Consider the following 13,285-nt stretch of genomic DNA (forward strand, 5'->3'; position numbering starts at 1 on the left):
CAGACACGCCGGACTCTTCCGGCGCCGGACCTGCCGGTTGCAGGCCCGTTTTCCATTCCCAAAAAAGCGGGAAAACGAAAAAGAAGGAAGCGGCGGCCTTTCTCCCCGGAAAAGGCCGCCGTCCCCTTTCCACAACTGCTTGGCAGGCCTGTTGAAAACTTCAGCAGGCACACCAAACCAGACGAGGCGTCTGCTGGACGCCGCGCTGTACGGCGTGCGTTCACGGCTGCACGCCTATTTTTTGGAAGAATGACGGTACTGCCACTCTACCACGGCACCGCGAAAAAGTCAACAGAAAAGGGCAAAATGCTGGAATCTTTTTCACATGTCTCCTGAAGGATACTGCAAGGTTTCCTCCAAAAGTTACCCCTTGTATTTTTAGGGGGACAGCGTTATAATACAATTAATCTAGTTTTAAATACTACATCATTTAGAATTTGTGTCGAAATAAAGAACAGGAAAGGAGCGGCTGGGATGAATACCGCAGAGAAAAGCAGAAAAGAAAAAAATGAAGACAGAGCCCGAAAGCGAAGCGTATTGGGGCTTCCCAGGTACACGCTGGGGGAAGAGGTGTTCTCCGCCGTTTCCCACGGGGTATCGGCGCTGTTTGCGATAGCCGCGCTGGCGCTGCTGCTGGTTTTTTGTGAGAAAACGCCGCTCAAGATCGTCTCTGTTTCCATTTATGGAGCGATGATGGTGTTGCTTTATACGGTTTCCACGATTTATCATGGGCTGGGCCTGAACAAGGCCAAGGTGGTATTCCGTTCCTTGGACCACTGCACCATTTTTCTGTTGATTGCCGGCACCTATACGCCCATTACCCTGGTCTGTCTGGGCGGAGCCTTGGGCTGGACTATGTTTGGTGTGGTCTGGGCTGCGGCGGTATTGGGGGTAGTCCTTAACGCGGTGAGTGTGGAGCGGTTCAAAAGGGTTTCCATGGTTTGCTACCTTGCCATGGGCTGGGTTGTAGTGTTTGCCATGAAAACCTTTATGGCCCATGTGAGCGCCCTGGGCTTCTGGTGCCTGCTGGCGGGCGGCATTGCATTTACCGTGGGAGCCGTCCTCTATGGAGTGGGGAAAAAGGTACCCTATATGCACTCGGTGTTCCACCTGTTTGTGCTGGCGGGCAGTGTGCTGCACTCCATCTGTGTCTATGAAATTGTAAAATAAATAAAGAAATGGAGAGACCCCTGTTCACGCTGAAAGCGGACGGGGGTCTCTTTACGGGTTAAAGCCATTGTTCCCCTTTCCGCCTCAGTTAACTTCCGTGCCTGTTCCAAGCAAACGCGGTGAGGACAACTTTGACTGGAGCCGGGAATAAAAACGCCGCCTTGGGACTATAAATAGTACCGGGGCGGTGGTCTGTTTGGAGCAAAAGAAAAGAAAGAGAATGTATGCGCTGGTGAAGATCAATTTAAAGGTGGCGGCAGCGGTATTGGTTTCCCTGGCGCTGTGCTGCGCAGCCGTGATCACAGTGAGCGCGGTCACATCGGAGGAGGGGGTGGAAATCCCAATCGTGATGTACCACTCCTTATTAAAGGATGAGGCGCGCCACGGGAAATATGTGATTTCCCCCGCTGAATTTGAGAACGACCTGCAGTACCTGAAAAAGCACGGTTATACCACGATCCTGATGAGCGACCTGATTGCGTATACCCAGGGAAAGGAACTGCCGGAAAAGCCTGTTCTTCTCACTTTTGACGACGGGTATTATAACAATTACCTCTATGCTTTTGAACTGGCAAAGCAGTATCAATGCAAATTTGTCATCTCTCCCATCGGCTACTACGCGGACCAGTACACCGACACGCCGGACGAGAATGCCTATTACTCTCACGCCACCTGGGAAGAACTTCAGGAGATGGCGGAATCCGGCTTGGTAGAGGTGCAGAATCACAGCTATAACCTGCACAAGAGTGACGGGTCCCGGCTGGGGGTGAAAAAAGTGTCGGGAGAGACGGAGACCCAATATGAGAGCATGCTTTCCCAGGACTTGCTGACAGCCCAGGAAAAAATAGAACAGCATGTGGGGATGCGGCCCACCACATTTGTCTATCCCTTTGGAGCCGTAAGCAAGGGGACTCCGGAAATTGTCAGAAAGCTGGGGTTTTCCGCCACACTGTCCTGTGAGGAGCACATCAGTAAAATCACCCGGGACCCGGAATCCCTTTTCGGCCTGGGACGTTATCTCCGTGTGTCCGGCGGTCATTCTGCGGATTTCTTTGAGAAAAAGATGCATCTGAAGTGACAGGCGTCATATCTGATGCGGCAGCTGTCAAGAGAAAGGAGTATTGATTTATGGAGGCACCAAGAATTTTTCTCAGCCCTTCCACACAGCCCTACAACAAATATCCCAACGGGGGAGACGAACAGTACTGGATGAACAGGATCACCGACGCGATGATCCCCTACCTCACTGCCAGCGGAATCGAATACAGCCGGAATACGCCGGATACCAGTGTGGGAACCTCTATCCGGGATTCCAACAGCGGCTATTACGGCCTGCATCTGGCGCTGCACTCCAACGCAGCCCCGCCGGAGCTGGAGGGGAAAATTAAGGGACCGGATGTCTATTATTACCAATATAGCGAAAAGGGGAAGCGGGCGGCCGGCATCATTGCAGACAACCTGAAAAAAATTTATCCCGAGCCGGGACTGGTGGACACGGTACCCAATACCACACTGGCGGAGCTGACCAAGACCAACGCCCCTGCGGTGCTGGTGGAGCTTGCCTATCACGACAATCCCCAGGATGAGGTGTGGATCACCAACAATATCGAAGGGATCGCCAGGAATCTGGCGCAGTCTGTCTGTGAATACTTCGGGGTTCCCTTCCGGGATGCTTGAGACGCTGAGCAGCCTGCTGTGGGGCTGGCATGTGCTGGGCCTGATCCTGGCGGCCGGCGTGCATTTCTCCCTTTCCACAGCATTTTTCCAGGTGCGCTGCTTTTTTACCTGGATGAGGGCCTCTCTGTGCGGATCCAGGGGGAAAAACGGAGGGGTGACGCAGTTCCAGGCGCTGACAGCCGCGCTGGCGGGGTCCATCGGCACGGGGAACATCGTGGGGGTTGCGGCGGCTATCACCGTGGGCGGGCCGGGGGCATTGTTCTGGATGTGGGTTTCCTCCCTGCTGGGGATGATGACCGTGTTTGCGGAGAACCTGCTGGCGGCAAAGCACCGGGGCGCGCCGGGCGCGCTTGGCTACATAGAAAAGGCGGGAAGGTTTGGAAAAAAGCTGGCTGCGCTGTACGCGGCGGGCTGTTTCCTCTCCTCCCTGGGAATGGGCAATATGGCCCAGACCAACGCGGCCGCCGCGGCATTTTCAGAGTTTGGCGTTCCGGTGTACGTCAGCGCGGGTCTGATTTCTGTGCTGATGCTGTTTGTGGCCAGAGGCGGCCTGCGCTTTGCGGTGAAAATTACGGAAAAGCTGGTGCCCGCCATGACTCTGCTCTTTTTTGCGGCCTCTCTGGGAGTGCTGTGGGTGTTTCGGGATAACCTGCCCGGGGCTTTCCGCCAGATTTTTGAGGGGGCGTTTTCCCTGCGTGCCGGGGCGGGCGGTACGGCCGGCATGCTGCTTGCCATGAAAACAGGCGTCTCCCGGGGCGTGTTTACCAATGAGGCAGGGCTTGGCAGCGCTGCCTTCGCCTATGAAGAGGTGCAGGGAAAAAGCCCGGTGGAGCTGGGGTGTATGGGTATTTTTCAGGTGTTTGTGGATACCATTGTCATGTGCACAGTTACCGGGCTGTGCATCCTGTGCTGCCGTTCCCCCATGCTGGAAGGGGCTCAGCTCACCTTTTTTGCCTACGAGGGGGCGCTTGGGGAATGGGGAGGCCGGGCGGTATCGCTGTGCACGGCGCTGTTTGCCCTGGCCACGCCGCTGGCCTGGTGCTGCTACGGCAGGGAAGGGCTGTTCTATCTGACGGGGGGAAAGGGGAAAAACTTGTTTGCAGCCGTTTACGCCGCCGCTGCTTTTCTGGGCTGCGTACTGCCGCTGACGGCGGTGTTCCAGATCGGGGATGCTTTCAACGGGCTGATGGCGATTCCCAATGTGCTGGCGCTGTTCTATTTTTCAGGAGAGGTGCCCCGGGAATGCGCCCGGGAAAGAACGCTGATGAGAAAAGCGATCCATTCTGCATAAAGATTTCACAAATTTTTGAAAAGAGGGTGGCTTTTTTCCGGTTTTGATGTTAGAATATTGATATGGAATAGGAATCTCCGGCGGGTTCCTGCCGGGAAAGGCATGGTGATCTCTCATGAAACTTATCCTTGCAATTGTCAGCAACGACGACAGCGGCGCAGTTTCCTCCGCTTTGACGCGTGAGGGCTATTCGGTCACAAAGCTTGCCACCACAGGTGGATTCCTGATGGCCGGCAATACCACGTTCATTTCCGGCGTGGATGATGAAAAGGTGGATGATGTGATCGGCATCATTGCAAAATACAGCAGCCGCAGAACGCAGATTGTTCCCAGCACTTCCACCATGGATGTGGGGATGTATTCCTCCTTCCCTGTGGAGGTTACGGTGGGCGGCTCCACTATCTTTGTGATGAATGTGGACCGTTTCGAAAAGGTATAATGGATTTTTTTGGTTTTTTGGGCAACGAAGAGGTGAAGGAGGCGCTGTCCGCCGCCTTTGCTTCCGGGCGTTTTCCCCATGCAATTCTTTTGCAGGGGGAAAACGGCTGCGGAAAACGCACTTTGGCCAAACTGCTTGCCAAGGCGCTGGTGTGCAGAGAAAAGGAGCGCGTCCCCTGCGGGACATGCCCCTCTTGTATTCGCGCTGACGCCGGGTCGCATCCTGATATCCGGATCGAAGAAGGGAGCGGGGTAACCCGCTCCCTTAGTGTTGATACAGTGCGCTCCATTACGGCAGACGCATACCGTATGCCGGAGGAAGCGGATGTCAGCGTATACCTGTTGTTTTTGGGCAGCAGAACCCTGGAGCCCGCCCAGAACAAGCTGCTGAAACTCATCGAGGAACCTCCTGCCAACACGGTGTTTGTGCTGGTGTGCGAATCGGGAGAGCAGCTGCTCCCCACCATCCGTTCCAGGGTGCAGAGCTTTACCCTGCGGCCGCCTTCTGAGGAAGCTGCGGCGGCCTATGTGCAGGAGCATGCGGCGGTGAGCGCGGAACAGGCCAGGGAACTGGCGGCGCTGTGCGGTGGGAACATTGGCCGCATGCTGGGCGAACTTTCCGGCGGGGATTCCGCCGCGGCCTTCGCCGTCGCCAGGCAGATGGCAAAAGAAATGGCCGGCTCCAGCGCGCATGCCCTTCTGGAAGCCGCGGCCCCGGTGCTCAAGGACAGAAAGCTGTTCCGTGAGGTGCTTACCAGGCTGTCCCTTATTTTCCGGGACGCCCTGGTGCTGCGCATGGGCGGGGCGGCGATGCTGGGCGGCGCACCTGAGGAAGCACAGGCGCTGTGCGCTTTACCTAAACGGCGGTTGGCGGCTCTGCCGGGCCTCGCAGAGGAATTTAAAACAAAGGCGGACCGCAATGCAAATATGGCTTTGCTGGTAACGGATTTCTGCGCCAAGCTGAGGGAAGCTGCAGGCGCAGCATGACGCTGAGAATTGCTGCGTGCCGCCGCTGCGCTGACAGGAAGAGCCAGGCCCGGATCACGCGTCCTGGAAGAAGCTTCCGTCGGAAGGCTGGACGAAAACGGGACGGGACGTCGGGGCGTAAGCGATTGGTTCGCGCCGGGCCCTATGGAGCAATAGTCTTGGACTACTTTCCTGAAGGAAAGTAGTTTGCCTGCCTTTCTTCAGAAAGGCAGGCGGAGAAAAGGAGGATGTGCGTATGGCCGAAGTAATAGGCGTACGTTTTAAAAATACAGGAAAAGTATACTATTTTGACCCTGAGCAGGAGAAAGTGCAAAAAGGGGAAATGGTGATTGTAGAGACGGCCCGGGGCGTAGAATGCGGGGAAACTGCTATGGAAAACCGGGAGGTCAGCGACGAGGCCATAGTACAGCCTCTGCGCAAGGTGATCCGGAAGGCCACCAAAGAGGACCTGAAGCGGGTGGCGGAGAACCGGAAAAAGGAAAAAACCGCGTTTTCAGCGTGCGAGAAAAAAATAGTGGAGCACGGGCTGGAAATGAAACTTGTGGATGTGGAATACACCTTTGACAACGGAAAAATCCTTTTTTATTTCACTGCGGACGGCAGGGTGGATTTCCGGGAACTAGTGAAGGATCTGGCGGGCATGTTCCGCACCCGTATCGAGCTCCGTCAAATTGGCGTACGGGATGAGGCTAAAATGCTGGGAGGCATCGGGATTTGCGGCAGGCCCTTCTGCTGCGGCTCTTTCCTGGGCGGCTTCCAGCCGGTCTCCATCAAAATGGCCAAGGAACAGGGGCTGTCATTGAACCCGGTGAAGATTTCCGGCACCTGCGGCAGGCTGATGTGCTGCCTGAAATATGAACAGGAGGCCTATCAGGATCTGCTGCGCACCACACCCAAGGTAAACGCCCTGGTCTCCACGCCGGACGGCAAGGGCGTGGTCATCGACCAGAATCTTCTCACCCGGAAGCTTACTGTGCGTCTGGATAAGGATCCGGATGCGGCCCCAAAGGTCTATAAGGTGGGCGACGTCAAGGTTCTGCGGGACGGCAAGATCAAGGTGGAAAAGAAAGAGATAGAACAGCTGAAAAGCCTGGAGGAATCCTGAAGGGCTGTTCAAAACCGGAGAGAGGGACCGCGAAAATTTCGCGGTCCCTCTCTTGCTTCACTTGACGGTTATGACAGTTATCGACGAAGTCCGGTAATCATTTCCACCGTGGCCGGGTCGTAATGGGAGAAAAACAGACTTTCCTTTTCGTCCAAAGCGCGGACCGCCGCCATGTCCTCCTCGGCAAGAACAAAATCAAACACGTCGAAGTTTTGAGCCATCCTGTCCTTATGGGTAGATTTCGGGATCGCCACCACACCGTTCTGAATCAGAAACCGCAGGGCAATTTGGGCGGCGGTTTTTCGGTATTTCTTACCAATCTCCGTCAACACGGAATTGGTAAAGAAATCCTTGCGTCCCTCGGCAAAAGGACCCCAGCTCTCGTGCTGCACGCCGTACTTTTCCATATACTCGTGAGCCTTTTGCTGCTGTTGGAACACATGGGTCTCCACCTGGTTGACCGCGGGGGTGATGTCCACGAACCGGCAAAGATCTACAAGGCGGTCCGGATAAAAATTGGATACGCCGATCGCCCGGATCCAGCCCTCCTGATATGCCTCCTCCATTGCCCGGTAGGTACCGTAATAGTCGCCAAAGGGCTGATGGATCAGCACCAGGTCGATATATTTCGTCTGCAATTTCTGCAGGGATTCCCGCAGAGATTCTTTCGCCTTCTTATATCCGGCATTGGAGACCCACACTTTCGTGGTGATAAAAAGCTCCTCGCGGGGAACGCCGCACTTCCGAATAGCGTTTCCCACCGCTTCTTCGTTGCCATACGCCTGGGCGGTGTCAATGGAACGGTAGCCCACACAGAGGGCGTCCAACACACAGCGCTCGCATTCCTCATTGCTCACCTGATACACGCCGTACCCCAGCACGGGCATTTTAATGCCGTTGTTCAGTGTTACAAATTCCATAATGATACTTCCTTTCTTCGACGACGGATCTCCCTGCCCTCACAGAGTCATGCTTCGAAATTGCATTTTGTGGTGGCAAGCCGCTGTAAAGATTCTGACGTCACCTGGTAAATGGGAGCGTGCCGGTTGATCCCTGCGATGCGCTCCATATCTCCGGCAGTCAGGGCAAAATCAAAGATCTGGCCATTTTCCCGGATATGCTCCTTCGAACTGCTGCCGGGCACAGGGCAGAAGCCCATTTGAAGATGCCACCGCAGAACGATTTGTGCTGCGGATTTCCCATACATTTGGGCCAGTCCCACCAGTACCGGGTTATTTAAAAGGTCCGTGCTGCCGTGGCCCAAGGGGTACCAGCATTGCAGCCGAATTCCCTGTTCCTCGCAGAACGCCCTGACCTGCTCCGCGGGGTAATAGGGGTGGCACTCTACCTGCATCACCATAGGCCGTATCTCACACTGTTCCAGTACCTCCCGAAGCTTCTCCACAGGAAAGTTGGAAACGCCGATGGCCCGCAGCTTCCCTTCCCGATACGCCTTTTCCAGCATTTTGTAGGCGTGGAGATAGTCGTTTACCGGGTGGTGCAGCAACATCAGATCCACATAGTCTGTGTCCAGGCGTTTTAAGGTGTCCTCCACAGCGCCGTCCTTGCTGTAAAGGGTGGGCCCCAGCTTAGTCTCCAAAAAGTATTCTTCCCTGGCAAGGCCTGATTTTTTCAGCCCCCGTCCCACTTCGACCTCGTTACCGTAGCGGTTGGCAGTGTCGATCAGCCCATACCCGTTGTGCAGGGCAAAGGCGACGTTTTCGATGATCTGCCCCCCTTCCTGCCCGATGGTGCCATAGCCCAGCATGGGCATCTTCGCACCGTTGTGTAATGTGGTGTATTCCATGTGGATCTCTCCTTGAGTCATTTAGTCGAATTCTTTCGATACCGTTTCTAGCAGGTCACGGATTTTCAGCTTTTGGGGACAGTTCTTCTCGCATAGCCCGCAACGAATGCAGTCTCCAGCCCGGCCATGACTTTGAATAAGGTTCACGTAATAGATCTTTTGATTGCTCATATACCCAGTGTTTTTTAGCCGTTTATGGTTATTATACAGCCCAAAATAATCCGGGATGGCAATATTCTTGGGACATTCTGTGGTACAGTAGCGGCAGTTGGTGCATGGGATCGCGGTATTTTCCCGGATGATTTTCGCCACGTTCAGCAAAAGCACCTTCTCATCCGCGGTCAAAGGCTGAAAGCTGTTCATAAAACTGGTATTGTCCTCCACCTGTTCCATGGTGGACATTCCGCTGAGTACCACCCGAACGCCCTCCAGGCTGGCCGCAAAACGTATGGCCCAGCTCGCGTAGGAGGCTTTGGGGTCAGCCTGTTTCAGCAAGCCCGCCGCTTTCTCGGGTAAGTTTACCAAGGTGCCGCCCTTCACGGGTTCCATCACCAGGATTTCCTTGCCGTACTTTCTGGCGACCTCGTAGCATTTTCCCGCCTGCAAAGCTGGATCGTCCCAATCCAAGTAGTTGATTTGAAGCTGCACCAGCTCTGTTTCCGGGTGGTCGTTCAATATTTTTTCCAGTATTTCGGGAGAGCCATGGAAAGAAAATCCAATGTGCTTTACCAAGCCCCGCTCCTTCAGCCCATTCAGAAACTCAAAGGTACGAAGCCTTTCCGCAACAGGATACCACGCCTCCCCCATGTTGTGCACCAGATAGTTGTCAAAATACTCTACGCCGCAAAGTTTCAGCTGCTCTTGAAAAAAGAGCTCCTGGTCCTCTTCCTTTTTGATGTAATTGAGCGTGATCTTATCGGTCAATTCGTAGCTGTCCCTGCTGTAACGGCTGGTAAGCGTTTGACGGAGAGCGGGTTCGCTCATTTCGTCGTTGTACCGGTGGGCTGTGTCAAAATAGGTAAATCCCCGCTCCAAATAAAGCCTCACCATTTTTTCGGTCAGCGGAATATCCACGGTGGAGCGGTCGTTTTCGTCCAGCACCGGCAGCCGCATAAAGCCGAATCCCAGTTTTTTCATCCTCGGTCTTCCTCCCGGTTCAATCATGGATTTTTCTGGTCACGCACATTCGCACAAAATCCGGGTCGAAGTGTTTCACTGCCGTGCCTGCATAGCCCAAATCTAACGCTGAGATCTGCCCCATCTCCTCTTCCGTCAGGGAGAAATCCCAAATATCCAGGTTCTGCACGATTCGTTCCCGATGGGTAGATTTCGGGATGACCACCACACCCCGTTGTACGTTCCACCGCAGCATCACCTGGCTGACCGCTTTGCCGTGGACCGCGGCGATCTTCAAAAGCGTTTTGTTTTCAAAGGGAGCGTACCGCCCGCCGCCCAGGGGCGCCCATGCCTCGGGCACGACGCCGTAATGGCGCATGGTTTCCAGCGCATTTTCCTGGGCAAAGAAAGGATGCAATTCCACCTGGTTGACCATAGGACCAATCTTCACCGTCTCACAGAAATTTGTCAGGATGTTCGGGTAGAAATTGGATACGCCGATGGCCCTTAGCTTACCTGCCTCATAGGCATCCTCCATGGCCCGCCACGCGCTGAAATAGTCCTTCATAGCCTGGTGCAGCAGGTAGAGGTCCAGGTATTCCAGCCCCGTCTTTTCCAAGGAGGCATCGATGGCGGCCTTAGCCGTATCGTAATTTTCCATATCCTGCACCCACATTTTCGAGGTAACAAACAGTTCCTCCCGGGTGCACAGCCCCTCGGCAATGGCCTCCCGTACCGCTTCCCCCACCGCGTCCTCGTTGGTGTAGGAAGCCGCCGTGTCGATCAAACGGTACCCTGCACGGATTGCTTCCAGGACGGACCGCTTACATTCTTCCTTATCCTGTACCTGGAAAACGCCGAAGCCTTCTTGCGGCATCTGGATGCCGTTGCATAGGGTAACAAATTCCATCATCAAATCCTCCTGTTTTTGTCATGGACCGGTATCCGCTTTCGGGTATCCGGCCAGGTGTTACTCACAACTATTTATCCAGTATTTTCGCGCCGCCGTAAACTCCGCTCATCTCCATACTGTTGAGGGATTGGTCGATGGCGGCTACCTCCTCCCCGGTCAGCCGTATCTCCGCGGCTCCCGCGTTTTCCTGGATACGCTCTGCTTTCCGGGAACCGGGAATGGGCACGACGTAAGGCTTTTTGCAGAGCATCCAGGCAAGGGAGATCTGGGCGGGCGTGGCCTCTTTCTGCCGGGCCAGCTGGTTCAAAACCTCAAACAGCTTTCGGTTGGCTTCAAACGCTTCCGGGGAATACTGCGGCATGCGGCTGCGGTAATCGTCCGCCGCATACGTCTCTCCGGCCCGGTAAGCGCCGGTCAAAATACCGTTCGCCAGGGGGCTGAACGCCACATAACCGATTCCCAGCTCCTCCAAAACGGGGAACAGCGATTCATACCACCGGGCCATCATGGAATAGCGGTTCTGTATGCAGGCCAAGGGGCAGACCCTATGCGCTTTGCGGATGATGCTCTCATCCGCCTCTGAAATGCCCCAGTGGAGGATTTTCCCCTCCCGGATCAAATCGGCCATGGTACCGGCCACCTCTTCCACCGGTGTCTTCGGGTCCACCCTGTGCTGGTAGTACAGCTCCACATGATCCATTTTCAAGCGGCGCAGACTGTTTTCCAGCGCGTTGCGGATCTGTTCGGGCCGGGAATCCACCACCAGCTCGTTCCCCTCCCGTCTCACGCCGAATTTTGTGGCGATCTGCACCGCATTGCGGTGAGGCCTCAGCGCCTCTCCCACCAATTCCTCGTTGTAGGAAATACTGCCGTCCTGGTTTTCACCGGTGTACGACTCCGCCGTGTCAAAAAAGGTATACCCCATTTCGACAGCCTGTTCCATGACCCGGATTGCTTCTGCCCTGTCCGTAGGGGCGCCGTAGGCATGGCTGAATCCCATGCAGCCCAAGCCAAGCTCGGACACCTGCAGTCCGTCTCCCAAAGCTCTCAGTTTCATTGGATATCCTCCCGCTCCATCAAGCTTCTATGCCGGGCTTATAGAAATTGGTAAAGGTGAGGGGTTCTTTTTCGGGCAGACCCAGCTTTTCTTTGCCCATCGCAATGCTCTTGACCAGAAACGCCATGTTCCGGCCCAGGGTACGCATGGTCTGCAGCCCCTCTTTATCCTGGAGGACTTCCTCGGCGCTGCCGCCGTGGACCATGTTCCAATATTGGCTGGTGGCGATGGGCATGCCGTTCATGGCAAAATACTTGTTCAGCACATCAAAGGTCGCCGTATTGCCGCCCCTTCGGCAGGTGACGACCGCCGCGCCCACCTTCATGCTTTTGTCCACGTTGAAGGTGCTGAAGAACAAGCGGTCCAGAAAGGAGATCGCTCCGCCTGCGGGAGAGGCAAAGTAGACTGGGGAACCGATCACGAATGCGTCACATTCTTTGAGCTTGGGCGCGATCTCATTTACCACGTCGTCAAAAACGCATTTCCCGGTCTGACGGCATTTCCGGCAGGCGATACAGCCCCGGATATCCTTATTTCCCACATGGACGATCTCGGCCTCGATCCCCTCCTGCTCCAACGTGTTTTTCAGTTCTGTCAGAGCCGTAAAAGTGCAGCCCTTTGCCCGGGGACTTCCATTGATCAATACTGCTTTCATGAGATATGACCGCCTTTCTGCGAACTGAGTCGCTCATCTGTTCTGATTTTCTATATTCAGTATAAAAAAAGAGAGACCTCTTGAGAAGTCTCTCTTGGTTCACCAGTTGATACGGAAAGGTTATCACTCCGCCTCGCTCTCCCGCACAGCTTGTATGGCGGATAGAAAGCGCTGGACCGTTTTCGAGGGCGCGGGGGAATACAGCAGGCCGTAGGGGATCTTATAATCCCATTCCACCGGCAGGATTTTCAGGAGCGGATGGATAGTATCCCAACGCTTGACCACCATCAGAACGTCCTCGCTGCTCTCGCAATGGTTAAAAACCTCCAAACTGTAGATACTGAAATCCCTGATCTTGATTTGGGGGTGGTTTCTCAAGATGTCGTCCCGCAGCTCGTCCACATAATTGCTCCAGCCCCGGTGCATCAGCATCAGAGTCTCCCCATGCAGGTCCTCCAGCGTCAACACATCTTTTTGGGCCAGCCGATGGTGGATCGACACCGCGCAACAAATGGGGTCCCGGGAAAACTCAAAGCCCGCGCAGCCCCGCAGGGTCAGCATGGCGTCGTCAAACACACCGGCCACCACGTCGATATTCTGTCCCAGGTTTTTCAGGATTTCCCGGGCGTTCTCCAGAGAATTCTCGTAGGGGACCAGCTGAAATTTAACGTCTGGGCACAGCTCGTGGATTTTCGGCCAAAGGCCCATCAGGAACTGCGCCGGAGTCATGGGGGAGGTGCCGATCCGAATGACGCTCTCCTCCTCCTGCATGGCGTTTTTCGCACGGGCCACCGAATCCCTGCAATACCCGATGATATATTTCGCGTCCTGGTAAATGGACTGCCCCGCCTTCGTCAAGGTCAGGCCGCGATGAGTGCGCTCAAAAAGCTGTACGTCCAGTTCCGCTTCCAGCAGATTGATCTGCTTGATCACAGCGGTAGGCGTGACAAAAACCGCCTCCGCCGCCTTATTGAAGCTGCCCGCGTCAGCCACACGCAAAAAGGTTTCCAACTGCGGATTGTACATTGACACTCACTTCCTTACCGTATAAAATGAACCGCTTAAATGA

At 54.9% G+C, this 13,285-nt stretch carries 14 protein-coding genes; 7 read left to right on the forward strand and 7 right to left on the reverse strand.

What is annotated here, in order from left to right; all coding sequences use genetic code 11:
- Window positions 1–474: 474 nt before the first annotated feature.
- From trhA to BN3911_RS00795, 7 genes are all read left to right on the forward strand, one after another.
- A complete protein-coding gene (gene trhA, locus BN3911_RS00765) occupies window positions 475–1,170 on the forward strand; it encodes a PAQR family membrane homeostasis protein TrhA (protein ID WP_082941989.1) in 696 nt (231 codons plus the stop codon).
- Between the two features lie 196 nt (window positions 1,171–1,366).
- On the forward strand, window positions 1,367–2,248 hold the full coding sequence (locus BN3911_RS00770; protein ID WP_242871047.1) for a polysaccharide deacetylase family protein: 882 nt from the start codon (window positions 1,367–1,369) through the stop codon (window positions 2,246–2,248).
- 50 nt (window positions 2,249–2,298) lie between these two features.
- Window positions 2,299–2,847 (forward strand): N-acetylmuramoyl-L-alanine amidase family protein, encoded by a 549-nt coding sequence (locus BN3911_RS00775; RefSeq protein WP_066860017.1) that lies wholly within the window; start codon window positions 2,299–2,301, stop codon window positions 2,845–2,847.
- A complete protein-coding gene (locus tag BN3911_RS00780) occupies window positions 2,840–4,138 on the forward strand; it encodes an alanine/glycine:cation symporter family protein (protein ID WP_066860500.1) in 1,299 nt (432 codons plus the stop codon). Before BN3911_RS00775 ends, BN3911_RS00780 begins: the two co-directional genes overlap by 8 nt.
- 115 nt (window positions 4,139–4,253) lie before the next feature.
- The gene (locus BN3911_RS00785) at window positions 4,254–4,577 is read left to right on the forward strand and encodes a cyclic-di-AMP receptor (RefSeq protein ID WP_066860020.1); all 324 of its coding nucleotides are present in this window, start codon (window positions 4,254–4,256) and stop codon (window positions 4,575–4,577) included.
- The gene (locus BN3911_RS00790) at window positions 4,577–5,563 is read left to right on the forward strand and encodes a DNA polymerase III subunit (protein WP_066860023.1); all 987 of its coding nucleotides are present in this window, start codon (window positions 4,577–4,579) and stop codon (window positions 5,561–5,563) included. The genes BN3911_RS00785 and BN3911_RS00790 overlap by 1 nt, the downstream gene beginning before the upstream one ends.
- A 235-nt stretch (window positions 5,564–5,798) precedes the next feature.
- Complete coding sequence (locus BN3911_RS00795; RefSeq protein ID WP_066860026.1) at window positions 5,799–6,668, forward strand: PSP1 domain-containing protein; 870 nt, start codon at window positions 5,799–5,801, stop codon at window positions 6,666–6,668.
- A gap of 77 nt (window positions 6,669–6,745) precedes the next feature.
- Here the strand turns inward: BN3911_RS00795 and BN3911_RS00800 are convergent, their stop codons facing one another.
- The 7 genes from BN3911_RS00800 to BN3911_RS00830 all read right to left on the reverse strand — a co-directional run bounded on the left by BN3911_RS00800 (window position 6,746) and on the right by BN3911_RS00830 (window position 13,242).
- The gene (locus BN3911_RS00800; RefSeq protein ID WP_066860029.1) at window positions 6,746–7,588 is read right to left on the reverse strand and encodes an aldo/keto reductase; all 843 of its coding nucleotides are present in this window, start codon (window positions 7,586–7,588) and stop codon (window positions 6,746–6,748) included.
- A gap of 47 nt (window positions 7,589–7,635) precedes the next feature.
- Complete coding sequence (locus BN3911_RS00805) at window positions 7,636–8,496, reverse strand: aldo/keto reductase (RefSeq protein ID WP_242871048.1); 861 nt, start codon at window positions 8,494–8,496, stop codon at window positions 7,636–7,638.
- Window positions 8,497–9,612 carry an aldo/keto reductase gene (locus BN3911_RS00810; RefSeq protein ID WP_066860032.1) on the reverse strand — a complete coding sequence of 372 codons (1,116 nt, stop codon included), beginning with the start codon at window positions 9,610–9,612 and terminating at the stop codon, window positions 8,497–8,499. It lies immediately after the preceding gene.
- A 19-nt stretch (window positions 9,613–9,631) separates the two neighbouring features.
- A complete protein-coding gene (locus BN3911_RS00815) occupies window positions 9,632–10,504 on the reverse strand; it encodes an aldo/keto reductase (protein ID WP_338086372.1) in 873 nt (290 codons plus the stop codon).
- Window positions 10,505–10,571: 67 nt separating this feature from the next.
- Window positions 10,572–11,561 carry an aldo/keto reductase gene (locus tag BN3911_RS00820; protein ID WP_066860038.1) on the reverse strand — a complete coding sequence of 330 codons (990 nt, stop codon included), beginning with the start codon at window positions 11,559–11,561 and terminating at the stop codon, window positions 10,572–10,574.
- 19 nt (window positions 11,562–11,580) lie between these two features.
- A complete protein-coding gene (locus tag BN3911_RS00825) occupies window positions 11,581–12,216 on the reverse strand; it encodes a flavodoxin family protein (protein ID WP_066860041.1) in 636 nt (211 codons plus the stop codon).
- A 123-nt stretch (window positions 12,217–12,339) separates the two neighbouring features.
- Complete coding sequence (locus BN3911_RS00830; RefSeq protein ID WP_066860043.1) at window positions 12,340–13,242, reverse strand: LysR family transcriptional regulator; 903 nt, start codon at window positions 13,240–13,242, stop codon at window positions 12,340–12,342.
- Window positions 13,243–13,285: the final 43 nt, after the last annotated feature.

It is taken from the genome of Neglectibacter timonensis (genome assembly GCF_900048895.1).
In the GTDB taxonomy this organism is placed as follows: domain Bacteria; phylum Bacillota; class Clostridia; order Oscillospirales; family Acutalibacteraceae; genus Acutalibacter; species Acutalibacter timonensis.